Genomic DNA, 24,860 nt, shown 5'->3' with positions numbered 1-24,860 from the left:
AATTTAACAGACCAACTTTGTCCCTAACTAAGGTCGTGCAATTTCTTTTCAAGTTCAGCTAATTGTTCCGGTGACCAAGGGGAATTGCGCCGGAAATTTTCAAACCGCAAATCGGTTTGATGCTCGTAGATGTCTTTTTCCGTTTTTTCCACGCTTTTGTACAATTCCCGTGCCGAAGTTCGTAAGGCACCTTGAGAGAAGATCACCCACTGTTCGGCTAAATCGCTGGTAGCGACGGTGACTTGCGTCAATCGATTGTTTAACTCACCAGCGATTCGTTCAATGTAGCTGTCGGCGGTCTCTCCTTCTTCGGTAAAAATAACTTCCAGCTGATATTTGGTGTAACTTTGTGTCACACCAGGCACCAGTTGGGCATCAAAAACAACGATGATTCTCAAGCCTTCATATTTTGCATAATTCGATAGCCGGTTCAGCAAAGCTTCTCTCGCATCTTCTAAACGGTCCTGATTTTTCAAAAGAACCAGCTCCGGCCAAGCGCCAATCATATTGTAGCCATCCACGATCAGCAAAGGGGTTTTCATTGGGATGCCCCATTTCGGCTAGTAAAGGCCTGATACATCAACAAGCCTGCCGCCACACTGGCGTTCAAGCTCTGCACGTGCCCGGTCATTGGGATCGTCAGCATTTGATCCACTTCTTTTTTCAAACCTTCCCCCATGCCGCGACCTTCGTTACCGATGATCAAACCGACCGCCCCTTGGGCATTCCATGTGCGGTAATCACTGCCACTCATATCAGTACCGAAGATCCAAAAACCAGCTTTTTTCAGCTGCTGGACTGCTTGGGTCAAGTTGGTCACTCGAGCCACAGGGATATGTTCCACTGCGCCGGTCGATGTTTTCACCACGATCGGCGTGATCCCCACCGCACGGTGTTTCGGAATGATGATCCCGTCTACGCCGCTGGCATCAGCGGTTCGCATGATGGAGCCGAAATTATGGGGATCTTCTAGATTATCTAAAATCAGATACAGCGGCTGTTCTTTCGTTTGGGCCAACAATTCATCCAAGGTCAAATACTGGTAAGGGGTGATCGCCAAGATCATGCCTTGATGGACCCCTTGGTCACTCATCGTATCCAGCTTTTGTTTTGGCACCCATTTGACAGGAACTGCCTGTTCCCGTGCCATTTCTTTCAGACGATCGATCTTTTCTCCCCTTGCCTCTTCAGAAAGAAACAGCTTGTTGCCTCGCCCTTCTTTCAAGGCTTCAGCAACCGCATGATAGCCAAAGACAAAATTATCTTCGATGGCTTCTCCCTCAGCTTCTTTGCGGCGATCCGGTCTATTTTCTTTTCTGGCTTCTGATTGGCCAGCTGTTTTTTTATTTGGACGCTTTCTTTGCGGTTTTTCTCGCATCTTCTTCTCCTACTTTCTTTATACACCAGTCTACCAGCTCGTCTAAGCGTTCTTTTTGCTGCGTGAGGTGCAAATACCCGATCAGCGATTCAAAGCCAGTAGCGATGCGATACGTCGTGACATCGGCATTTTTGGCACCCGTATGACTTTTACTATTACGGCCGCGACGATAAAAATCATGTTCTTCTTCGGTCAAGATCTCTTCATCCAACATCTTTTGGATCAACGCTGCTTGGGCCTTGGCAGATACATAGTGGGTCGCCATATGGTGCAGTTGGTTTGGTCGGGTTTGGCCTTGGGCGACTAAATAATCGCGAATATAGACTTCATAGACCGCATCCCCCACATAGGCCAATGCCAAACCATTCAATTGTTTATAATCTCTCATACTTCTCGTCTCCATCGGGTTCCTTGCGGGGTATCTTCTAAGATGATCCCTTGTTCTTTCAACTCATCACGGATTTGGTCGCTGCGGGCAAAATCTTTGGCTTTGCGGGCGGCGATTCGTTCATTGATCAGCTGTTCGATTTCTTCATCTAGCAATTCTTCTGATACAAAATAAATCCCGAAAATCGTCAGCCATTCGCTGAACTTGGCTAATCCAGCGGTTAATAAAGCCAAGTCTGTTTCTGGGTCTTCGCTAGCTAAGTTCAGCCACTTCGCCAATTCATAGACCACTGTGATTCCATTAGCCGCGTTGAAATCATCGTCCATTTCTTTGATGAAACGTTCTTCAAATTCTTCCAGAACCGGTGCATTGACTTCCTCATCGCTGGCTTGATAGTGACTGCTATTCAAGCGGAATTTGGCATTTTCATAGGTCGTACGCAATTTTTGCAGATTGGTTTGTGCTTCATGCAAGGTAGTCTCGCTGTATTTGATTGGTCGGCGGTACTGAGTCGTTGCCAAAAAGAAACGCAGCACCTGTGGATCAACTTTTTTGACCATCTCATGCACCGTGACGAAGTTGCCCAGCGACTTACTCATTTTTTCTTCGTCTTCACCGATCGTCACATAGCCATTATGCATCCAATAGTTGGCAAAGGTCTTGCCGGTTTTTGCCTCGCTTTGGGCGATCTCATTTTCATGATGAGGGAAGGTCAAGTCTTGTCCGCCTCCATGAATATCGATGGTCTCGCCTAGGTGTTTGGTCGCCATCACCGAGCATTCGATATGCCAGCCGGGACGGCCGGCTCCCCAAGGAGATTCCCAAGCGATCTCATCGCCTTTTGCCGCTTTCCACAAAGCAAAATCCAACGGATCTTCCTTGATTTTTTGTTCTTCACCGGTTCGCTGGCTTGCGCCGACTTCCAGCTCGTCGATGGATTGGTCGCTTAATTGCCCATAGTGAGCAAATTTACGGGTACGGTAATAAACATCGCCATTGACTGGATAGGCATAGCCTTTTTCTACAAGAGCAGCAATAAAGGCAATGATGTCTTCAATATGATCCATCACACGAGGATTCATCGTAGCAGGTTTGACATTCAGCGCTGCAGTATCTTCATTGAAGGCGTTGATAAAACGCTCTGCCACTTCTGGGGCCGTCGTACCTAATTCTTTTGCTGCACGAATGATTTTATCATCGACATCAGTAAAATTCATCAAATAGTCCACTGTATAGCCGCGGTATTCGAAATAACGACGTACGGTATCAAATGAAACAGTACTGCGGCCATTCCCGATATGGATATAGTTATAGACGGTGGGTCCGCAAACATACATTTTTACTTTCTTTTCTTCCAATGGCTGAAACACTTCTTTTTCTCGTGTCAGCGTATTATAGATTTTAATCATCGTGGGTAACCTTCTTTCCTTTGATTCGAACGATCTTTGCCGGGATGCCGACAGCAGTTGCTTCTGCGGGGATATCCTTCAAAACCACTGCATTGGCGCCGATCTTTGCATATTCACCGATCGTGACAGGACCTAAGATCTGCGCATGGGCTGAGAGAAACGCACCGGTTTTAACCGTGGGATGACGCTTGCCCCGCTCTTTGCCGGTTCCCCCCAGGGTGACTCCGTGAAACAAGACGACATCATCTTCAATGATCGCCGTTTCCCCAATCACGACCCCCATCCCATGATCGATAAAGACCCCTTGGCCGATCTGGGCACCAGGATGAATCTCGATCCCGGTCAAGAAACGCCAAAACTGGGCCGTCAGTTTTGCCAAAAAATACCAGCGATGCTGAAACAAAAAGTGCGCCCAACGATGCCAAAATAAGGCATGGAATCCCGGATACGTGATGATGATCTCCAACGTTGATCGCACCGACGGATCGTGTTTTTTTGTTGCCGCAATTGCTTTTTTGAACCAAGTCATCTTCTCACCTGCTTTATCCAAACTTCTTGATACGAAAAAAGCGTCTTTCAAATAAGTTTCCTTATTCAAAAGACGCTTTTTTGCGTGGTCCCACTTTTGTTCGCAGTTCGGCACTGCCTTCAAGCGGGTAACGTCCGCTGCTTCGTCTTTGACTTGCGCCAAAGCCACTCCTAGGTGCATTTCCTAGCCTTTTTTGACCACTCTCACCTTCCGTGGTCTCTCTGAAAAAAATCGGCTAGTACTTCGTCTATTCGCTGTGTTTATAACACGTTATTCAAATGATCAAGGGCTTTTTCTTTCCCTAATAATTCAACGGTATCTGGTAGTTCTGGTCCGTGGGTTTGGCCTGAGACCGCCACGCGGATCGGCATGAATAAATTCTTGCCTTTGATGCCTGTTTCTTTTTGGATCTCTTTGATGGCTGCTTTGACTGCCGCAGCCTCAACGACTGGCATCGCCTGTAATTTTTCTTTAAAGGCTGTCAAAACCGTCGGTACGGTTTCTCCTGCTAAGACTTCTTTGGCTGCATCATCTAATTCAGGGTGTTCTTCGAAGAACAATTCCGAAAGATCGACGATTTGAGCCGCAAAACTCATTTGTGGTTGATACAAGGATACGATTTTTTTCAACCAAGCAGCTTTTTCTTCGGTCAATGTTTCTTCGATGCGGCCAGCTTTTACCAAGTAAGGAACGCACATTGCCGTCAATTCATCCAAATCCATTTGTTTCATGTATTGGTTATTGACCCATTCCAATTTCTTGGCATCGAAGGCAGCTGGTGATTTGCTCAACCGTTCAGGATCAAAGATTTTGATCAATTCTTCTTGAGAGAAAATTTCTTCCTCCCCAACTGGTGACCAGCCTAAAAGTGCAATAAAGTTGAACATAGCATCTGGCAAATAACCCAATTCACGGTATTGCTCGATGAATTGCAGAATCGATTCGTCCCGTTTGCTTAATTTTTTCCCAGTTTCGCTATTGATGATCAACGTCATATGCCCGAATTCCGGTGCTTGCCAGCCAAATGCTTCATAGATCATCAACTGTTTTGGTGTGTTGGCGATGTGGTCATCTCCACGCAACACATGGGTGATTTTCATATGATGGTCATCCACTGCTACTGCAAAGTTGTAGGTCGGCATGCCATCACGTTTTTGGATGACAAAATCGCCACCGACATTATCTGATTCAAAAACGATCTCGCCTTTGACCATGTCATGGAATTTGTATTCAGTATTGCGAGAGACACGGAAACGAATCACTGGTTTCAAGCCTTGTGCTTCTTTTTCGGCTTGCTCTTCCGGTGTTAAGTTGGCACATTTCCCTGCATAATGAGGCATTTCGCCACGCGTTCTTTGGCCTTCGCGTTCGGCTTCCAACTCTTCTTCCGTACAATAACACTTATACGCACGATTACTTGCGAGCAATTGATCGATCAGTGGTTGGTAGATATCGCCGCGTTCTGATTGACGATACGGCCCATATTCCCCTGGATTTTCAGGTGATTCGTCCCAATCCATCCCTAACCATTGCAAGTTTTCAAGCTGGCTTTTTTCACCATCTTCAATGTTTCTTTTTTGATCGGTGTCTTCGATTCGGATAATAAATTCACCGTCATTGTGACGAGCAAACAAATAATTGAATAAAGCCGTCCGAGCATTCCCGATGTGTAAATGTCCTGTTGGACTTGGCGCGTAACGTACACGTACTTTTGTCATTGTTTTCCTCTTCCTTCATCTGATTTCCAAGCCAGCCAAGCTGCTTGGGGCTTATTGTTCAGTTTAGTGGGAAAGACCCGCGTAAAAAACAGAACCCTCAAGTTGAATTGTACAATCAATAACCCAATTAGTAAAGGCAGCTGGCATATTTTACGCCAGCTGCCGAGGATTATTTCTCTGATTTTGATCCTTCTTTGTTGTCGATGCCGCGACCAGAATGGGCTGGTTTGGCAAAAATCATCCGCCCAGCTGCCGTTTGCAAGGCGCTGGTGACGATCACTTCGATGTGTTCGTTCATGTAATGCTGGCCATCTTCCACCACGACCATCGTCCCGTCATCTAGATAAGCGACCCCTTGCTGCCGCTCCGTGCCAGCTTTCACTACTAAGACGTGCATGCTTTCTCCTGGAATCACCACTGGTTTGACCGCATTGGCCAACGCATTGATATTCAAGACCGGCACATTTTGAAATTCAGAAACTTTGTTTAAATTGTAGTCATTAGTCACAACGACACCATCCAGCAATTTCGCTAACTTGATCAGCTTGCTGTCGACTTCGGAAATGTCTTCAAAATCGCCTTCGTACATCTCAACTGCGATGCCTTCTTCTTTTTGCAAAGCATTCAAAATATCCAAGCCGCGACGGCCCCGGACCCGTTTCAAACTATCGCCAGAATCTGCGATGTATTGCAATTCATACAAAACGAAATTCGGGATCAGCAGGACGCCTTCCAAAAAGCCGGTTTTGGCAATATCATAGATCCGGCCATCAATGATCACGCTGGTATCCAAAATTTTGTATTTGTGGAAATGGTCCGCGATTTTTCTTTCTAGCATCTGCTGTTCATCTTGCTCTTGAGGCTCTGCCTTTTTGTTTTTCGGGGCAAAGACTTTTTTCCATTCATCGATCCGTGTCGTCCCGATCTGAAAACCGAGATACCCTAACAGGACCATCACTAAGATTGGGGCGATCCCGTTGATAAAAGGAATATCCCAATTGTAAAAAGGAATCGACACGATCACACCGATCATCAGACCGATGATCGAACCAATTGCGCCAAACAAGAGATAGGTTAAGCTCAATTCACTTAGTTTTTCTTCAATTTTGCGAATACCGGCTGCAATATATTTCGCTAATAGTAAAGATAATAAAAAGAAAATAAGGGCTCCAAGCAAACTATTAGTGATGTTATTATTCAGCCATTCATTTTGGGTTTGCCCAATGGCTTGCCATGCGATGGGCATCAGTGAGATCCCTAGACTTGCTCCGGCAAGTACCATTAGTGCGGTAATGACTCGTTTCTGCATACATGTTCCTCCATACTCCAGTAGGTTTCTTTTGTTCAAAAATCCGTGCTGCCAAACTGACTCCTTCCACCAGTCAGCGGCTGTCGGTTGGTTCAATGAATGAACCAGCAGCGTCAGGGCAAGAGGAAGGGAGATTGCCCCTTGCTCTTGCAGTGACTCCACTTTAACGGAAGACTTTCCGTAAGGTTTCGGCTAAGGTAGACACGCCTTCGACTTCGATGCCTTTTGGCGGCTGCCAACCAGTCAGATTGTTTTTAGGCAAATAAACTTTTGTAAAGCCCAGTTTCTGCACCTCTTTGACCCGTTGTTCGATCGCATTGACTCGGCGAATCTCACCCGTCAAGCCAATTTCACCGATAAAACACTCCGTCGGGCTGGTGCCTTTTTCTTTATAGCTGGAGGCGATACTAACAGCGATCGCTAGATCGATCGCGGGTTCATTTAATTTGACCCCGCCGGCTGCTTTTAAGTAGGCATCTTGATTTTGCAGCAGCAAACCTGCCCGTTTTTCTAAAACCGCCATGATCAGCGAGACCCGGTTGAAGTCTAGCCCCGTCGTCGTGCGTTTGGCATTGCCGAACATCGTTGGCGTGACCAATGCTTGGATCTCCACCAAGATTGGCCGACTGCCTTCCATTGCCACTACGATCGCCGATCCGGTTGCGCCTTCTAAGCGTTCTTCCAAAAAGACTTGTGACGGATTGGCGACTTCTTTCAACCCGCCTTCTTCCATTTCAAAAATCCCGATCTCATTGGTGGACCCAAAGCGGTTTTTGACGGCCCGCAAAATCCGAAAGCTGTGGTGCTTTTCGCCTTCGAAATACAAGACGGTATCCACCATGTGCTCCAGCATCCGCGGTCCTGCGATCGAGCCTTCCTTCGTCACGTGGCCAACGATAAAGATGGCGATGCCATTGGTTTTAGCGATTTTCAGCAATTCTGCGGTCGTTTCTCGCACTTGGCTGACACTGCCTGCCACACTGGTGATATCCGGTTGGGTCATGGTTTGGATCGAATCGATGATCACATAATCTGGGCGGATGTTTTCGATCGCTTTACTGATCTCTGACATGTCCGTTTCCCCATAGAGATAAAATTCCGTGTCGATGGCGCCTAAGCGCTGCGCCCGCATTTTGATCTGCTCGGCACTTTCTTCTCCTGACACATACAAGACCGTTCCGCCGATCGCTGCTAATTGCTGGGAAACTTGCAAGAGCAGCGTCGATTTTCCGATCCCGGGATCCCCACCGATCAAAATTAAGGAACCTGGGACCACGCCGCCGCCTAAGACGCGATTCAACTCAGCGAGTTTCGTTTGGACCCGCGGTTCTTTTTTCGGTACGACATCGGCAATTTTCGTCGGCTGCATCTTTTGCCCCGTCAATGTCGTACGTACACGACGATCAGCGGTTTCTTGGATCACTTCTTCTACCATTGAATTCCAGCTGCCGCAATTGGGGCATTTTCCTAAATATTTAGGGGAACTATACCCGCAATTTTGACAGACAAATTGACTTTTTGCTTTTTTTGCCATTGATCTCCTCCACTACTTCTATCAAACAGACCCCCAGGCAGGATTTACTGATTCGAGGAGCCAAAGCCGCCGGTTCGGCTGGCAGTGGTTGTATCTTGATCAGCTTTTAAGAACGGCAAGAAAATTCCTTGGCCGATCCGCTCGCCTTTTTTAATGACGACATCTGTGGGGCCGAAATTAGTAAACTGGAACATAATATGCCCTTCATTATCTGGATTGTCATAGTAATCGCTGTCGATGACGCCGACACCATTCGTCAAGACTAAGAAACGTTTCAAAGGATTGCTGGAACGATTTGTCAGCTGCAAATACTCGTCTTCCCCCATATAGGCTTTGATCCCAGTGGGAATCAAGGTTGGCTTCAACTGTTTTGCGGTCTCTTTCGCAAAAAGCGCTTTGACCCCATCGATCACGCCCGCTTTCCAAATGCTTGGCACCACGATTTCTTCCGCGGCTTCAAAGTCATAACCAGCCGCATGATGGGTGGCACGTTGAGGCAAGGTGATGCTTTTTTCTTTATATGATGTAATAATTTCAAATCCTCGTAATTTCATGGGTTCCTCCAATAATAAAACATATAGCTATTTTAGCATAGGAAGAACTATTTTCTTCATGGAAAACACAATTATCGAAAAGTCTTTACAATTTCTTCGTTTAAAATAGCTCAAAAAGAAAAAAGAGCATGACGAAACGCCCGTTTGCGAGTACAATAGAAAAAATATCAAAAAATAGGCGGTGGCATATGCGCGCAGATCTTTCAAACAAAAACCGAATCGTTGTAAAAATCGGCACCAGCTCGTTGATTTATCCCAATGGTGCCATCAATCTAGCTGGCATCGATGAATTAGCCTTTGTCTTAGCAGCTTTGCAAAACCAAGGCAAAGAAATCATCTTAGTTTCTTCCGGGGCGATCGGTGTTGGCATGAACAAGTTAAATTTGAAAGAACGACCCGTGGAGATCCCACAGCAGCAAGCCGTGGCAGCCGTTGGCCAATCGGAACTGATGACGATCTACAACCAGCGTTTTCAAAGCTATAGCCAGCAGACTGCACAAATTCTGCTGACCAGAGACATCATCGAATTTCCCCAAAGCCGTCAAAACGTTAGCAACACCTTAGAGCAACTACTTACGATGGGGATCATCCCGATCATTAATGAAAACGACACGGTGGCAGTAGATGAATTGGACCATCTCACCAAATTTGGCGACAATGACCAGTTGTCAGCGATCGTCGCTCAGTTGACGAAAGCCGAGCTTTTGATCATGCTTTCTGATATCGATGGCTTTTATTCCGCCAATCCGCTGAATGATCCTGATGCCGTTTTGTATTCCGAGATCAATGAAATCACCCCGGAACTTTTAGAACAAGCTACGGGAAAAGGCAGTCCTTATGGAACCGGCGGTATGACCAGTAAACTAAAAGCCGCCCAACGCATCTTAGACGTGAACAGTCACATGCTGCTCGCTAACGGCAAGCAGCCGAAAATTATTTTTGACTTGCTCGCAGGGGAACCTGTCGGCACCCACTTTTATCAACGAACGGAGGATGAGCAATGAGCAACTTGCAAACGATCGGTCAACAAGCTCAAGCAAGCGCCCAGACATTAAGCTTACTGAGTGCCAGTGAAAAAAATCACCTACTGGTAGCGATGGCCGATGCTTTAGAAAAAGCTACTGAGACGATTTTAGCTGCTAATCAACAAGACCTAGCTGCCGCAAAAGCCAAAGGAACCAGCCAAACGATGCTGGATCGACTGTTGCTGACAGAACAACGGATCACAGAGATGGCTAACGGCATCCGAGAAGTCGCCCAATTGCCCGATCCAATCGGTGCCGTGGATAAAATGTGGCGCAATGCTGACGATCTTTTGATTGGTCAACAGCGGGTGCCCTTAGGGGTCATCGGCATCATCTACGAAGCTCGTCCTAATGTCACCACTGACGCCGCTAGTCTGTGTTTCAAATCAGGAAATGCCGTGATTTTGCGTGGTGGAAAAGAAGCCTTCCACTCCAATCAAGTCCTCGTGACTATTTTACAAGAGGCATTAGCTGCCAATGGACACTCCCGCCATGCGATCCAGTTTATCGAAGACACGAGCCACGAAACAGCGGCTGAACTAATGCGTCTGACGGATTACTTGGATGTTTTGATCCCCCGTGGGGGCGCCGGCTTGATTCGTCGCGTCAAAGAGACCGCCACAGTACCAGTGATCGAAACCGGCACCGGCAACAATCATATCTACATCGATCAAGCCGCCCAGCTGCCGATGGCACTGGCGATCGTTACGAATGCAAAAACGCAACGCCCTTCTGTCTGCAATGCCATCGAAACGATCCTCGTCCATGAAGCAGTGGCAGCGGAATTTTTGCCAATGGTAGAACAGCAATTTGCCAATCAAGTCGAATTGCGAGGAGATGAAAAAGCATTGGCGTTTTTAAACAATGCACAGCTTGCCACTGAAGAGGACTGGGCAACCGAGTTTTTAGACTATATCTTAGCGATCAAAGTGGTGGCTTCGCAAGAAGAAGCCATTGCCCACATCAATCGCTACAATACGAAGCACTCCGAAGCGATCATCACTGATGATTATTTCGCTTCCCAACGCTTCTTGAAAGAAGTTGATGCGGCGGCGGTTTACGTCAATGCCTCGACCCGTTTCACGGATGGCTTTATGTTTGGCTTTGGTGCCGAGATCGGCATCTCGACGCAAAAACTACATGCCCGTGGGCCAATGGGGTTAGAAGCACTGACTTCCACCAAATACATTATTTATGGCGAAGGACAGATCCGTAAGTAACGATATGCAAAAACAGCCCCCTGCTGTAGTGTCCCCCAAAAAGTTCGATCAAAAGCGAACTTTTGGAGGTCGGTACACCCGTGCAAGGGGTTGTTTTTGCGTCTTCTTATGCTTGTGCAGCCCGCAAAACGAAGGAAAGCGGGTCGATGCCAAACAATTCTGTCAGCACCCGATTGGTTGTGGCAAAAACGTCTGCTTCACAACTCTTTTTCGGACAAGCAATCGTCTGTCCTTTGCTGGAAAACGTATCCTGGCGGCTGCCTTCTACAAAAATCACTTCTTGTGTTCCTTTGCGATAGATCAGCCCTTCGTCTTCTTCCAATAATAAGCGAGTCTGCCACTGATTGATTTGAGCGATGGGCATCACCAAGGATGCAACATCCAAGTTTTCTAACGAAAAACTACGACCATCTGGCAGCTGTAGCGTGAAGGTATTGAGTTCATAAGGCAAACAGGCATTGCACCCTCCTTCTGTGATGACTTGGCTCGTGAGGATTTCTACGTTCATTCGTTTCGCCTCCTTTCATGAATACTTCATGTTTAGTTTATCACAAAACCTATGGCCCACGGCGGAGCAATTATTCCGCCTTAAGTTGGATGTGTTTCTTCTTCCTTCTTGCTATGCTAAGGATAAGAAAAAAAGTCTAGGAGGAGTCGCTATGAATACAGAAAGTTTATTAGGAAGAATCGTTACTGTCGTGGCAGTTTTAATCGCAGCATCTCTTGTTTTATCTGTCGTATTAGGCATTGTTGGTGGGTTGATCGGATTGATCTTCCGTTTCGGGATTCCTTTACTGCTGGCCGTTTTGATTGTTCGCTGGTTAACCTCGATTCGCCAAAAACCAAGAAAATATTATCGTTAATTGCAGGAAAACCAAAACCACCTGACTTTCCAACAGTCAGGTGGTTTTTTCTATCCATCAGCCTAATGCGACATCTAGAACCATCATTAAGATAAAGCCTAACATGACGCCAAAAACCGCAAAATGGCGGCGACTCGTCAAGGTTTGCTGCGCTTCTGGAATCAATTCTTCCACCACCACATAAATCATAGCACCCGCTGCAAAAGCCAACGCATACGGCAAGACAGCGGACATACTCGTTACCAACAAAGCCCCGATCACACCCGCGATCGGTTCAACGATCCCAGATGCTTGCCCATACATAAAGGCTTTGGTTCGGCTTAACCCTTCTTGGCGCAAGGGGATCGAAACGGCTGCGCCTTCTGGAAAATTCTGGATCCCGATCCCGATTGCCACCGAAAGTGCTGCTAAGATCGCAGCTCGCGGATCATCAGCACTAGCCGCCGCCCCAAACGCTACCCCTACCGCCAAGCCTTCCGGGATATTATGTAGTGTGATGGAAAAAACCAGCAAGATCGTTCGCTTCAAATGACTAGGCAATCCTTCTGTTTCATGATTCGGACCAAAATGCATATGTGGGAGTGTCTTATCTGCTGCATAAAGAAACAAACCGCCCAAACCAAACCCGATACTGACCACCAGCCACGGAATGTCGCCATTTTCTTCGGCTCGTGCGATCGCAGGATCTAATAACGACCAGAAACTAGCGGCGATCATCACTCCAGAGGCAAACCCCAGCATCGTGTTCAGGACATTTTTATTGATTTCTTTGAAGAAAAAGACTAGCGCTGCCCCAAGCGCCGTCATACCATACGTAAAGATCGTCCCCGCCAGCGCTTGCTGCCATGGCGACAATCCAACCAACCAATCCACCATTCGTCTGCTCCTTTGTCTAACTATTCTACCAATACTCTAGCATAGGAAGCCGTCAGGTTCTACTAGGAAGGCAGCAGCAGCCAAAATTTTTCTTTCACCAGCCCTAAGCCTTTCCCGATGAAATCCTCGGCTTTACTTGAAAGTTTCAACATTCATCGCTATAATGCTAGGAGACTCCATGTCAATTTATATAAAGTGAGGAAAAGAATTGATTACAGTAAGTGATGTAAGTTTGCATTTTTCAGACCGCAAACTGTTTGATGATGTTAATATTAAGTTTACGCCTGGTAATTGTTATGGTTTGATTGGTGCAAATGGTGCTGGTAAATCAACTTTTTTAAAAATTTTATCTGGTGAGATCCAACCTTCGACTGGGAATGTTTCTTTAGGTCCTGATGAACGGATGGCTGTCTTGAAACAGAACCACTATGATTACGAAGACTTTCCAGTGATCGAAACGGTCATCATGGGCCATAAACGTCTCTACGAAGTGATGAAAGAAAAAGACGCGATCTACATGAAGGAAGACTTTTCTGATGAAGATGGGATTCGTGCCGCCGAACTAGAAGGCGAATTTGCGGAACTTGATGGCTGGGAAGCAGAGCCCGAAGCAGCTGTTCTTTTGCAAGGCTTGAACATTCCCGATGAATTGCATCATGTCTTGATGAAAGATCTAACTGCTGGTCAACGGGTGAAAGTCTTACTGGCACAAGCCCTTTTCGGTAAGCCAGACGTCTTGCTCCTAGATGAGCCTACCAACGGATTGGATATCCAATCTATCAACTGGTTAGAAGAGTTTCTGATCAACTTTGACAACACCGTCATTGTTGTTTCCCATGACCGCCACTTCTTAAATAAAGTTTGTACCCATATGGCCGATCTAGACTTCGGCAAAATCAAATTGTTTGTCGGCAACTATGATTTCTGGTTGGAATCAAGCCAATTAGCGGCGAAATTACAATCACAATCAAATGCCAAAAAAGAAGAGCAGATCAAAGAACTGCAAGACTTTATCGCACGCTTTAGTGCCAATGCATCAAAATCCAAACAAGCAACGTCTCGGAAAAAAATGTTGGATAAAATCACCCTTGATGATATTCAACCTTCGTCCCGCCGTTATCCGTTTGTTGGTTTTAAACCAGAACGTGAAATCGGGAATGACTTGCTGCAAGTCGACAATGTCAGTGTGACGATCGACGGCAAAAAGATTTTAGACAATATCTCTTTCACCTTGAATAAAGACGACAAAGTCGCTTTTGTTGCCAATAGCGATATCACCACCACGACGCTATTCAAAGTCATCATGGGGGAAATCACTCCTGATACAGGTAGTGTTCGTTGGGGCGTCACCACGCAGCATGCCTACTTGCCAAAAGATACGACCAGCGAATTCGATACGGATACCCCGATCGTTGATTGGCTGCGTCAATACGCAAGCAAAGAAGAAGACGACAATACCTTCTTGCGCAGCTTCCTAGGTCGCATGTTATTCTCTGGTGATGAAGTATTAAAACCCGTCAACGTTCTTTCCGGGGGCGAAAAAGTTCGCTGTATGTTGTCGAAAATGATGCTTTCAAAAGCCAACGTATTGGTGTTGGATGATCCAACCAATCACTTGGACTTAGAATCGATCACCGCATTAAACGATGGTTTGATGGCCTTCACCGGCTCATTGTTGTTTGCTTCTCATGACCACCAATTTATTCAAACCCTTGCGAACCGTATCATTGCGGTCTCTAGCAAAGGCGTGGTGGATCGTGCCGAAACGACCTACGATGAATTCTTAGAAAACAAAGATGTCCAAAAACGCGTAGCAGAAATGAATCAATAAGCTGCTTCTGCAAAAAAGAACGCTCCAGTTGCCTGCCACCAAGGCTGCAACTGGAGCGTTCTTTTTATTTTGTCTAATACTTCGGGCATGTTGGGCAGGTTACGCTTGTTCTAAACGGGCTTTGCCGAATGAAAACAGCGCCAAGCAGCCGTAGCCGGTATGACTGGAGATCGTTGGACCTAATGGATAATGATGAATAATAATGTCAGGAACTTTTTCGGTCAAACGCTTGATGACTTTCTCCGCTGCTTCGGCATCGCCAGCATTGGCAAAATAAACCGTATTGGTTTTTGATTCGTGAAGATTGGCGATGGTTTGATCCACGATTTTTTGGATCGCTTTGTTGCGTCCCCGCACTCGATCAACACTGCGTAATTTTCCCGCGGTATCTACGGTAATGATTGGTTTCACATTCAACAATCCACCGATCGCTGCCGCCGTTTTAGAGATTCTGCCGCCGCGTTCCAATTGTTTTAAATCATCGACGGTGACCCATGAATCTAAACGCAGTTTATTTTCTTCTACCCATTGGCTGACTTCCAGCAACGAACGCCCTTGGGCTTTTTGTTGGGCTGCTTCAGCCACTAAGAAGCCTTCGCCTAAACTCGCAGAGCGCGTATCGATCAAGGTGATCGCGACTTCTTTGTATTCTTCTTTTAGTAAGGCTACGGCTTGGACGGCACTTTGGAATGAGCCGCTCATTCCTGAAGAAAAACCTAAATAAAGGACCGGTGTGCCCGCTTCGACATATGGCCGAAAATACTCCATATAACGTCCGACATTGATTTGAGAAGTTGTCGGCTGCGCATGCTCTTTTAGTTTTCCTAAAAACCATTCCGTATCAAATTCTTTGCCCATATCATCGATATATTCTTTGCCGTCTAATTCGATCAGCATCGGAATATACGCAACATCTAGCTCCGCTAATCTTGCTGCTGGTAAATCACAGCAGGAATCTGTCATGATTTGAAACATGGTTTCACCCCTCTCGTTACCCCCTATTATAGCAAAAAAAGAACAAGACAGAAGAAATTCTCATCAAAAGCAGCCAAACTTATCGTTGACCGCTTCTGACACAGAAGTTCTTTGTCTTGTTCTGATGCTTTCGCGTCAGGTTAAATTTGCGCCCAAACACTTTCTAAGATGTTGGTTTGGCTGCGGTCTGGCCCTACCGAGAAGGTCGAAATGCGGACACCGACTAATTCAGAGATGCGGTGAACGTAATTGCGTGCATTTTCTGGCAGATCTGCCAATGTTTTGCAGCCAGTAATGTCTTCAGACCAGCCAGGAAGTTCTTCGTAGACTGGTTTGCAGCGGTTCAACTCTTTCAAGCTTGCTGGATAATGATAGATCAATTCGCCGTCTAGTTCATAAGCGGTACAGATTTTCACGGTTTCTAAACCGCTCAAGACATCGATCGAGTTAAGGGATAGGTTCGTGATCCCTGAGACCCGTTTTGAATGGCGCATCACAACGGTATCAAACCAGCCCACACGACGAGGTCGTCCTGTCGTTGTCCCGTATTCACGACCGATCTTACGAATTTGTTCACCTGTTTCATCAAACAGTTCCGTTGGGAATGGACCATCTCCTACCCGAGAGGTGTAGGCTTTGCAGACACCAACGACTTTGTTGATTTTTGAAGGGCCCACACCACTACCGATGGTGACACCTCCAGCAACGGGGTTGGATGACGTTACGAAAGGATAGGTTCCTTGGTCGATATCCAGCATCACGCCTTGTGCCCCTTCAAATAAAACTCGTTTGCCTTCATCTAAGGCATCGTTAAGGATCACCGAAGTATCCGTCACATATTTTTTGATTTGTTGGCCATATTCGTAATACTCTTCAAAAATATCTTCAAAGGCGATTGGCTCTGCATCAAACATTTTCACGAATTGACGATTTTTTTCTTCTAAGTTGATACGCAGACGTTCTTCAAAAATTTCTTTGTCTAAAAGATCAGCGATCCGAATGCCGACTCTGGCCGCTTTATCCATATAGGCTGGTCCGATCCCTTTGATTGTCGTACCGATCTTGTTGTCACCTTTGGCATCTTCTTGCAGCTGATCCAAATGGATATGGTAAGGTAAAATAACATGTGCACGATCAGAGATCTTTAAGTTTTCTGTTATTATATTGTTTTCTTTCAAGTATGCTAATTCTTTAACTAATGATTTCGGGTTCACAACGACCCCGTTTCCAATGACACTGATTTTATCTGCATAAAAGATCCCTGAAGGAATCAAATGCAGTTTATAGGTCACACCGTCAAATTTAATCGTATGGCCGGCATTGTCTCCACCTTGATAACGTGCAATGACTTCCGCGTTTTCACTCAAAAAGTCCGTAATCTTTCCTTTACCTTCATCGCCCCATTGTGTACCTACTACTACTACAGATGACATATAATGACCTCTTTCTTTAATTAGTGCATTCCTTAAGTATTGTAACAAGATTCGCAAGCTCTTTCAATCTAAAATCGAATAATCGTTTTAAATTCTCATTTTTCAGGGGTAAAAAACGAACTATTTTCTTTGGAATAATTATTTATACACGTAAAAACGAATAAAGTCGGCACATAAAAAAAGCCCTACTACCATCAGCGCGATGCAGACGGCAGCAGGAGCCTTTGTTTCTCAAATCATTGGTGCCTTACCCGAACTCTTCTCGTGGCGAGACCGAGGAGAACTTATTGTATTCTTTGATGAATAGAAGTTCGACGGTCCCTCGGGCACCACTCCGGTTTTTCTCAATAATGACTTCGATCACATTGTTGTTTTGTTGTTCTTCTGGTTCATCGTCATCGTCGCCTTCGCTGCGGTAGTAGTCATCTCGGTACAAGAAAGCAACGATATCGGCATCCTGCTCGATCGATCCTGATTCCCGGATATCACTTAAAACAGGACGTTTGTCTTGTCGCTGTTCCACACCCCGAGAAAGCTGAGACAGTGCAATCACCGGCACTTTCAATTCCTTCGCCAGTTTCTTTAATTGGCGAGAGATCTCAGAGACTTCTTGTTGGCGGTTTTCGCGACCCGTTCCTTCAATCAACTGCAAATAGTCGATCAATATCAAGCCGAGATTGCCTTTTTCTTGCGCGAGTTTCCGACAACGTGCCCGAATCTCAGAGATCTTGATCCCGGGGGTATCATCGATATAGATATTGGCGTTAGAAAGACTGCCCATGGCAACGATCAAATTCCGCCACTCTTCTTCTGAGAGCTGCCCCGTCCGCAAGTGACTGGCCTCAATCGAGCCTTCCGCACAAAGCATCCGGTTAACCAATGATTCAGCCCCCATTTCCAGACTAAAGATCGCCACGGAACGATCGGTTTTCGTTCCGACATTTTGTGCGATATTCAAGGCAAATGCGGTTTTCCCTACCGCGGGGCGGGCAGCGAGAATAATCAGCTCTTCTTTTTGCAGCCCCGCCGTCATTTTGTCTAAAGCCGCATAACCCGTAGGTAATCCGGTGATTTCTTCGTTGTTTTGCGCCAATTGATCGATCGTTTCGATCGTCCGATTCAAGACTTCCGCTATCGATTGGAAGCCATTACTGTTGCGCTTTTCGGATACTTCTAAAATACTTTTTTCTGCTTGATCAATGATCGACTGCACATCTTCATCTTGTTCAAAGCCTTTGGTTACGATACGGCTCGCTGTTTGGATTAGATTGCGCAGCGTGGCTTTGTCGTCAACGATCTTCGCATAATAAGCAATACTTGCTGCTGATGGTGAAGCTTGACTCAATTCAGTCAGATACGTCAGACCGCCAACATCTTCAAGACTGTTGCTTTTTTCAATTTCTGCTTTCAACGTGATCAAGTCGATCGATTCACTCCGGTCGTTCAACTGGATCATTGCTTGAAAAATTATTTGATGGCTGCGGCGATAAAAATCTTCTGGGGCGATTACTTCCATTGCATCGATGATCGCATCGGCATCTAAAAAGACTGCCCCTAGGACCGCTTGTTCCGCTTCAATATCTTGTGGGGGAACTTGATTTTGCCAAACTTCATTCATGCCATTCGCTCCTTCGTCCATTCATTCTACAAGATTCCCATCCAAAGTACAAGATTGCTTGGACGTTTGCCGAAAAAAACCCAAACATGTGACTGTTGGGAGTAATACTTATTCTTGAATGGTATGAACATTGATCGTTGCTGTTACTTGTGGGTGCAATTTTACAGGTACTTGCGTAAACCCTAATGCACGAATCGGCTGATCCAATTCGATTTTGCGTTTATCGATTTTGATTTTGTATTGCTTGTTCAAAGCATCGGCAATTTGTTTTGATGGGATCGAACCGAACAAGCGGCCATCTTCCCCTGCTTTGGCATTGATCTTCACGACGGTTTCTTCTTTTTCAAGAAGTGCTTTTAGCTCTTTCGCTTCTGCTAAGACTTCCGCATCTTGTTTTTCTTTGGCTTTTTGTTTGCCTTTTAATTCTGCCATGCTTTCATTGTTGGCAGGTTTGGCTAAGTTGTTTTTGATCAGGAAGTTTTGTGCGTAGCCATTAGGGACTTCCTTGATATCGCCTTTTTTGCCTTTGCCTTTGACATCTTGTAAGAAAATAACTTTCATCTTGGTCACTCCTTGTTATTGTTCATTTTTCGTTAATTCCGCTCGCAACTGGTTTTCTACATCGCCAATGCTGCTATTTTTTATTTGCGTGGCTGCGTTGGTAAAATGTCCGCCGCCGCCTAATGCCTCCATCAAGGTTTGTACATTGACTTTTCCGGTACTTCTAGCACTAATACCGATCAAATCTCCTGGCTGTTTCGTAATGACAAACGCGGCATGGATCCCATTGATCGATAGCAGAGTATCGGCCGCTTTTGCAACGGTGACACTATCGTACACCCGATCTTCATCCGCTGCAGCAATCACGATATCTTCTCGGAAATGCTGGCTGCGAGAAACCAGTTCACTGATCATCAAATAGGAATCTAAATCCGTACTCAACATGTATTGAACCAATGACGTATCTGCGCCTTGATTTTTCAAATAGCCAGCAATATCAAAGGTCCGACCAGTGGTTCGCACCGTGAAGTTCTTCGTATCCACGTAGATTCCCGCTAATAAAGAAGTCGTAATAAATTTAGGGACTTGCGATCTGCGAGAAGCGCGATACTGGATCAATTCTGCTACCAGTTCCGATGCTGAAGACGCGGAAGATTCAATATACGTCAATAATGGCTTATCGGGAAACTCATCCCCGCGACGATGGTGATCGATCACTGCGATTTTGTCAAATTCATCATAGACCGCTTGCGAGATCGACATCGACGGCTTATGGTAATCTACCATCACTAAGACACTTTCTTCATTTGATAAATTGACTGCTTCTTCCCCAGTGATCACAAATCGTTCCAGCTCGGGGTATTTTTTCAATTCTTCCAATGCCCGCTGAATATCGGCGGTGATCTCTTTCGGATTTAAAATGATGTAGCATTCTTTGTCGCTCATCATCGCCATGTAAGCCACCCCAAAAGCCGAACCTAAAGCATCCATGTCCGGGTAACGATGACCCATGATAAAGATCCGCTGGTTTTCAGCAAAAATCTTTCTCAACGCCGTACTCATGGCACGAGAACGAACACGCGTTCTCTTCGGCGTACCATCCGTATTACCGCCAAAGAATTGCGGTTTTGCTTCTTCTTTGGCTTCTTTTAAAACGACTTGATCGCCGCCACGAACTAACGCAATGTCGAGATTGTTTTGTGCCACTTCACCAATCTCTTCAAAAGACTCTTCCCCATAGGAGATTCCCATACTGATCGTTAATGCCAGATCATTTTTTTCCGCAACTTGCCGTACTCTAGTCAAAAATTGGAATTTTTCTTCCTTCATCCGCTCAATATCTGAATACTTCGCGACGAAAAGAAACCGCTCGGAATTGATTCGTTTGTAAAAAACATGATTCTCACTTGCCCAATCAGAAATCAGTGTCGTGATCAGCGAGTTCAAATAAGAAACTTGTTTGTCGTCTTTTTTCTCAATCAAATCATCGTAATTATCAATTGAAATCAACCCAATTGCTGCCATCTTTTTTACCCCTCAATGTATCATCCCATTTTTTTGAAGCTTTGTTCCTTATTTTACCACAAAACAATCAAATAGGCGATCGATGCAAAAAGTTCCACGTGAAACTTTTTTGGTGAGATAATCATGGGAAAATTTCTGTCACTTGTTATTTTATCTGTATATAAAATAACAAGTATTTCTTCAGTAGATAAAAAAATTGACAAGCTTCAAAAGAAACTTGTCAATGAAAATCATTCGATTTATTCTTCGCCTACGAATGGAAGTAATCCCATAATACGCGCACGTTTGATTGCAATGGTAAGTTTGCGTTGGTTTTTCGCACCAGTACCAGTTACACGACGTGGTAAAATTTTACCGCGTTCTGAAATGAAACGTTTTAGTAATTCAATATCTTTATAATCGATATGTTCAATATGGTTTGCAGCAATGTAGTCTACTTTACGACGTTTGCGTCCGCCTCTTCTTTGTTGTGCCATCCTATTTCCCTCCTATCAATTTCTTAGAATGGTAAATCATCGTCTGAAATGTCGATTGATGAGTTTCCGAATGGATCGGAGTTGTCTCGATCAAAATTAGGCATTCCTGATGGTTGAGAGGATTGAGTTTGATTTGAGTTATTGTTACCAAATCCAGAAGAACTATTTGAGTTATACGTATTGCTGCTGCCAGATCCGCTATCAGTTGTGCGTCTTTGCTCGGAAGCATTTCGCGATTCTAATAATTGGAAGTTGTCAGCAACGACTTCTGTTACATAAACACGTTGGCCTTGTTGGTTGTCGTATGAACGGGTTTGAATACGTCCAGTAACCCCTAATAAAGTTCCTTTGCGTGCATAGTTTGCTAATGTTTCCGCTGGTTTTCTCCAAATAACACAGTTGATGAAATCAGCTTCGCGCTCTCCACTTTGGTTGGTAAAATTGCGATTTACCGCCAAGGTAAAGGTTGCGACACCAGTGCCATTAGAAGTGTAACGTAAATCAGGATCTTTGGTTAGTCTTCCTACTAGTACAACATTATTAATCAAAGTTCATCATCTCCTCATCGCTTTTGTTTCATGTGAAACAATATTATGCTTCTTCTTTGACAATCATGTGACGGATAATGTCATCATTGATTTTCGCAAGACGGTCAAACTCGTTGATTGCACTTGCAGTTGTTGAAGAAGAAACTTTAACGATGTGATAGATACCCTCACGGAATCCATCCATTTCATACGCTAGACGGCGTTTTTGCCAATCTTTTGATTCGATAACTTCAGCGCCGTTATCAGTTAAGATTGAGTCAAAACGAGCGATCAATGCGGCTTTTGCTTCTTCATCAATGTTTGGACGAATGATATATAAGATCTCATATTTCGTGTTTTCCATTGATTTTTCACCTCCCTGTGGACTTTGGCCCCTAGTTTTCTAGGAGCAGAGAGAGTGGTCTAATTAGACTACTCACAAATAATTATTATACACTTTTTTCGTCCCTACTGCAAGCTATTTTTTTGCGTCCCTGCATCTACCCATCACTGCAAACAATCGCTTACACTGATAAATACGTCAGCTGCTGCCGATTTTTTGAAAAAGAGTAAAAAGACAGCAAGCTGCATGTTCGCAGGTTGCTGTCTTCCTAGAAAACGTATTGCTTATTCTTGTGTATCCGTAGTGTCTTCCGTTGTTTCTTCCACAACTGGCACGTCTTGTCCCGCTGTTTCTTCAGCAGTCGCTAGTTCTTCTTCGACTTCTGGTTCAACCGTTGCCATCGTCACTACTTTGGCATTGTTTTCCATCTTCATCAAACGAACCCCTAAGGTTGCCCGACCAGTTTGGGAAACAGTCGCTACATTGAAACGAATCAAGACGCCTTTATCGGTGATCACCATGATGTCTTCTTCACCGCTGACCGTCGTCAAGCCGGCTAATGGACCGTTTTTCACCGTAATGTTGGCTGTTTTGATCCCTTTTCCGCCACGACCTTTGATTGGGTATTCAGAGCCTTTGGTACGCTTGCCATAGCCGTTCTCAGTGATGACCAAGACTTCACTGTCTTCTGTGATCACTGCAGCGCCTACCACGTAGTCTCCGTCCCTTAGACGAATGCCTCGCACACCAGCAGCTGTTCGGCCCATATCCCGAACAAGGGCTTCTTTGAAAGTCACAGAGTAGCCATCGTGGGTGCCGATGATCACGACATCTTCGCCATGGGTTTCGATCACGTTAACCAACTCATCATTTTCCCGAAGACCGATCGCAATCAGACCATTGGCACGGATATTTGAAAAGGCCGTCACTGAGGTCCGTTTGACCACACCTAGACGCGTCGTGAAGAACAAGTAGCGTCCTTCTTGAGGCCCACCTGAAGCCGAAATGATCGCTTCGATCCGTTCGCTAGAATCGATCCCTAGCAGATTGATCACAGGGATACCTTTGGCTGCCCGACCATACTCAGGAATTTCATAACCTTTGGCTTTGTAAACTTTCCCTTTATTGGTGAAGAACAGTAATGTGTCGTGAGTCGAACAAGAAATCAACGTCTTCACGAAGTCTTCATCGTGGATCCCCATTCCTTGAACGCCACGTCCGCCGCGACGTTGTGCACGGAATTCAGACTTAGCTACTCGTTTGATGTATCCATTGTTCGTCAAAGTAATGACGATTTCTTCTTCTTCGATCAAGTCTTCATCTTCAAGACTTAAGACTTCCCCAACCAATAATTCAGTCCGGCGATCATCGCCAAAGCGTTGGCCTAATTCTTGCAACTCCGTTTGGATGATCTCTAGGACTCGTTGTGGATTTGCTAAAATGTCTGTCAAATCAGCGATAAATTCTAACAAACCTTGGTACTCGTTTTCGATCTTGTCGCGTTCCAAACCAGTCAAGCGACGCAAACGCATATCTAAAATTGCTTGCGCTTGGCGATCGGACAATTTGAAGCGCTCCATCATGCTATTTTTTGCTTCATCATCAGAATTTGATGCCCGGATCAAAGCAATGATCTCATCGATATGATCCAATGCGATCCGTAACCCTTCTAAGATGTGGGCACGGGCTTCTGCTTTGTTTTTATCAAACTGTGTCCGACGAGTTACCACTTCTTGTTGATGCTCGATGTAATTTTCTAAAATTCGTTTCAAACTCAAAATCTTCGGCACGCCTTTTTCAATGGCTAACATATTAAAGCCAAAAGAAGATTGCAGTGCAGTCATTTTGTAGAGATTGTTTAAGATCACCGACGCACTGACGTCGCGACGAACGTCGATCACGATCCGCATGCCTTCACGAGACGATTCATCCCGCAGATCGGTGATTCCTTCGATCCGTTTGTCACGGTGCAGCTCAGAGATCCGCTCGATCAACTTCGCTTTATTGACCATATACGGCAATTCAGTCACTAAGATCCGTTCTTTACCGTTGGGCATTTCAGTCACTTCGACTTTTCCGCGAACAGTGATCGAACCTTTCCCTGTTTCATAGGCACGGCGAATACCGGATTTTCCCATGACGATCCCGCCGGTTGGGAAATCTGGTCCCGGCAGGACTTCCATCAATTCACTTGTCGTGACTTCTGGATTTTCCATCAATAGATCGATGGCTGCAATAACTTCATTCAAGTTATGAGGCGGGATATTGGTCGCCATCCCAACAGCGATCCCCGTCGTCCCGTTGACCAAAAGGTTCGGGAAGCGTGCTGGTAATACCGCTGGTTCTCGTTCTGTATCATCATAATTGCTTTGGAAATCAACAGTATCTTTGTTGATGTCCCGCAGCATCTCCATCGCCAGTTTGCTCATGCGGGCTTCGGTATACCGCATCGCAGCGGCACCGTCACCATCGACTGAACCAAAGTTTCCGTGGCCATCGACTAACATGTAGCGATAGCTGAAGGGCTGTGCCATCCGCACCATTGATTCATAGATCGCACTGTCACCATGGGGATGGTATTTCCCCATGACATCGCCGACGATCCGGGCTGATTTTTTATGGGGCTTGTCTGGTGTGACCCCTAATTCATTCATTCCATATAAAATTCGGCGGTGAACCGGCTTTAAGCCATCCCGCACATCTGGTAAAGCCCTAGCAACAATTACACTCATTGCATAATCGATAAAGGACTCGCGCATTTCACTGGTCAGATTGACGTCATGAATATTTTGTTTTGCTTCTTCACTCAAGCTGTTTCCTCCTCTACGA

The 24,860-nt window shown here is 45.5% G+C and carries 24 protein-coding genes and 1 other annotated feature; of the genes, 4 read left to right on the top strand and 20 right to left on the bottom strand.

The features are described from left to right. Positions 1-23: 23 nt before the first annotated feature. The 9 genes from ACIPK1_RS08015 to ACIPK1_RS07975 form a co-directional block, all read right to left on the bottom strand. Positions 24-542 (bottom strand): NYN domain-containing protein, encoded by a 519-nt coding sequence (locus tag ACIPK1_RS08015; RefSeq protein WP_301388896.1) that lies wholly within the window; start codon positions 540-542, stop codon positions 24-26. After that, on the bottom strand, positions 539-1,378 hold the full coding sequence (gene rlmB, locus ACIPK1_RS08010; protein WP_005232903.1) for a 23S rRNA (guanosine(2251)-2'-O)-methyltransferase RlmB: 840 nt from the start codon (positions 1,376-1,378) through the stop codon (positions 539-541). Before rlmB ends, ACIPK1_RS08015 begins: the two co-directional genes overlap by 4 nt. Continuing rightward, a complete protein-coding gene (locus ACIPK1_RS08005) occupies positions 1,344-1,766 on the bottom strand; it encodes a Mini-ribonuclease 3 (RefSeq protein ID WP_005232904.1) in 423 nt (140 codons plus the stop codon). Before ACIPK1_RS08005 ends, rlmB begins: the two co-directional genes overlap by 35 nt. Next, positions 1,763-3,175 carry a cysteine--tRNA ligase gene (cysS, locus tag ACIPK1_RS08000; RefSeq protein WP_005232905.1) on the bottom strand — a complete coding sequence of 471 codons (1,413 nt, stop codon included), beginning with the start codon at positions 3,173-3,175 and terminating at the stop codon, positions 1,763-1,765. The genes ACIPK1_RS08005 and cysS overlap by 4 nt, the downstream gene beginning before the upstream one ends. Further along, positions 3,168-3,704, bottom strand: coding sequence for a serine O-acetyltransferase EpsC (gene epsC / locus ACIPK1_RS07995; RefSeq protein WP_034872105.1), 537 nt, complete (start codon positions 3,702-3,704; stop codon positions 3,168-3,170). Before epsC ends, cysS begins: the two co-directional genes overlap by 8 nt. A 65-nt stretch (positions 3,705-3,769) precedes the next feature. Then, positions 3,770-3,968, bottom strand: a binding site (T-box leader). Next, entirely contained in the window at positions 3,965-5,422 is a 1,458-nt protein-coding gene (gene gltX / locus ACIPK1_RS07990; RefSeq protein WP_195265652.1) for a glutamate--tRNA ligase, read from the bottom strand. Its footprint overlaps the feature before it by 4 nt. A gap of 169 nt (positions 5,423-5,591) precedes the next feature. After that, entirely contained in the window at positions 5,592-6,731 is a 1,140-nt protein-coding gene (locus ACIPK1_RS07985) for a PIN/TRAM domain-containing protein (protein WP_005232908.1), read from the bottom strand. A gap of 163 nt (positions 6,732-6,894) precedes the next feature. Next, positions 6,895-8,265, bottom strand: a complete 1,371-nt coding sequence (radA, locus tag ACIPK1_RS07980) for a DNA repair protein RadA (RefSeq protein ID WP_005226394.1) — start codon at positions 8,263-8,265, stop codon at positions 6,895-6,897. Positions 8,266-8,309: 44 nt separating this feature from the next. Further along, positions 8,310-8,819 (bottom strand): dUTP diphosphatase, encoded by a 510-nt coding sequence (locus ACIPK1_RS07975; RefSeq protein WP_005232909.1) that lies wholly within the window; start codon positions 8,817-8,819, stop codon positions 8,310-8,312. A 188-nt stretch (positions 8,820-9,007) separates the two neighbouring features. Between ACIPK1_RS07975 and proB the strand changes: the two genes are divergently transcribed. Then, the gene (gene proB, locus ACIPK1_RS07970) at positions 9,008-9,823 is read left to right on the top strand and encodes a glutamate 5-kinase (RefSeq protein ID WP_034872095.1); all 816 of its coding nucleotides are present in this window, start codon (positions 9,008-9,010) and stop codon (positions 9,821-9,823) included. Continuing rightward, complete coding sequence (locus tag ACIPK1_RS07965; protein WP_301388903.1) at positions 9,820-11,064, top strand: glutamate-5-semialdehyde dehydrogenase; 1,245 nt, start codon at positions 9,820-9,822, stop codon at positions 11,062-11,064. The genes proB and ACIPK1_RS07965 overlap by 4 nt, the downstream gene beginning before the upstream one ends. 106 nt (positions 11,065-11,170) lie before the next feature. Here ACIPK1_RS07965 and ACIPK1_RS07960 read toward each other — a convergent pair whose 3' ends face one another. Continuing rightward, on the bottom strand, positions 11,171-11,572 hold the full coding sequence (locus ACIPK1_RS07960) for a DUF4809 family protein (RefSeq protein ID WP_086316721.1): 402 nt from the start codon (positions 11,570-11,572) through the stop codon (positions 11,171-11,173). A gap of 151 nt (positions 11,573-11,723) precedes the next feature. Here ACIPK1_RS07960 and ACIPK1_RS07955 point away from each other — a divergent pair, with 151 nt between their 5' ends. Further along, entirely contained in the window at positions 11,724-11,927 is a 204-nt protein-coding gene (locus ACIPK1_RS07955) for a hypothetical protein (RefSeq protein ID WP_008376766.1), read from the top strand. Between the two features lie 57 nt (positions 11,928-11,984). Here the strand turns inward: ACIPK1_RS07955 and ACIPK1_RS07950 are convergent, their stop codons facing one another. After that, complete coding sequence (locus ACIPK1_RS07950; protein WP_005232914.1) at positions 11,985-12,803, bottom strand: ZIP family metal transporter; 819 nt, start codon at positions 12,801-12,803, stop codon at positions 11,985-11,987. 208 nt (positions 12,804-13,011) lie between these two features. On the opposite strand from ACIPK1_RS07950, the gene ACIPK1_RS07945 reads away from it, so the two are divergent. Continuing rightward, positions 13,012-14,634, top strand: coding sequence for an ABC-F family ATP-binding cassette domain-containing protein (locus ACIPK1_RS07945; RefSeq protein ID WP_301388907.1), 1,623 nt, complete (start codon positions 13,012-13,014; stop codon positions 14,632-14,634). Positions 14,635-14,733: 99 nt separating this feature from the next. Here ACIPK1_RS07945 and ACIPK1_RS07940 read toward each other — a convergent pair whose 3' ends face one another. The 9 genes from ACIPK1_RS07940 to gyrA all read right to left on the bottom strand — a co-directional run bounded on the left by ACIPK1_RS07940 (position 14,734) and on the right by gyrA (position 24,841). Then, positions 14,734-15,609 (bottom strand): DegV family protein, encoded by an 876-nt coding sequence (locus ACIPK1_RS07940; RefSeq protein WP_016611673.1) that lies wholly within the window; start codon positions 15,607-15,609, stop codon positions 14,734-14,736. Between the two features lie 140 nt (positions 15,610-15,749). After that, a complete protein-coding gene (locus ACIPK1_RS07935) occupies positions 15,750-17,042 on the bottom strand; it encodes an adenylosuccinate synthase (protein ID WP_005232916.1) in 1,293 nt (430 codons plus the stop codon). Between the two features lie 247 nt (positions 17,043-17,289). Further along, complete coding sequence (gene dnaB, locus ACIPK1_RS07930; protein ID WP_005226374.1) at positions 17,290-18,660, bottom strand: replicative DNA helicase; 1,371 nt, start codon at positions 18,658-18,660, stop codon at positions 17,290-17,292. A 108-nt stretch (positions 18,661-18,768) separates the two neighbouring features. Beyond that, positions 18,769-19,221, bottom strand: coding sequence for a 50S ribosomal protein L9 (rplI, locus tag ACIPK1_RS07925; RefSeq protein WP_005226371.1), 453 nt, complete (start codon positions 19,219-19,221; stop codon positions 18,769-18,771). 15 nt (positions 19,222-19,236) lie between these two features. Next, a complete protein-coding gene (locus tag ACIPK1_RS07920; RefSeq protein WP_005232918.1) occupies positions 19,237-20,685 on the bottom strand; it encodes a DHH family phosphoesterase in 1,449 nt (482 codons plus the stop codon). Between the two features lie 239 nt (positions 20,686-20,924). Then, positions 20,925-21,161, bottom strand: coding sequence for a 30S ribosomal protein S18 (gene rpsR, locus ACIPK1_RS07915; RefSeq protein ID WP_005226367.1), 237 nt, complete (start codon positions 21,159-21,161; stop codon positions 20,925-20,927). 23 nt (positions 21,162-21,184) lie between these two features. Continuing rightward, positions 21,185-21,709: a single-stranded DNA-binding protein gene (ssb, locus tag ACIPK1_RS07910; RefSeq protein WP_005232920.1), complete on the bottom strand. Its 525-nt coding sequence runs from the start codon at positions 21,707-21,709 to the stop codon at positions 21,185-21,187. A gap of 43 nt (positions 21,710-21,752) precedes the next feature. Next, positions 21,753-22,052, bottom strand: coding sequence for a 30S ribosomal protein S6 (gene rpsF, locus ACIPK1_RS07905; RefSeq protein WP_005226363.1), 300 nt, complete (start codon positions 22,050-22,052; stop codon positions 21,753-21,755). A 263-nt stretch (positions 22,053-22,315) separates the two neighbouring features. Then, complete coding sequence (gyrA, locus tag ACIPK1_RS07900) at positions 22,316-24,841, bottom strand: DNA gyrase subunit A (RefSeq protein ID WP_301388913.1); 2,526 nt, start codon at positions 24,839-24,841, stop codon at positions 22,316-22,318. Positions 24,842-24,860 lie beyond the last annotated feature (19 nt).

It is taken from the genome of Enterococcus sp. NPDC086594, from assembly GCF_044746145.1.
In the GTDB taxonomy this organism is placed as follows: Bacteria; Bacillota; Bacilli; order Lactobacillales; family Enterococcaceae; genus Enterococcus_D; species Enterococcus_D entomosocium.
Note: the sequence above shows the minus strand (reverse complement) of the source record. Positions and strands in the feature narration are given on the sequence as shown.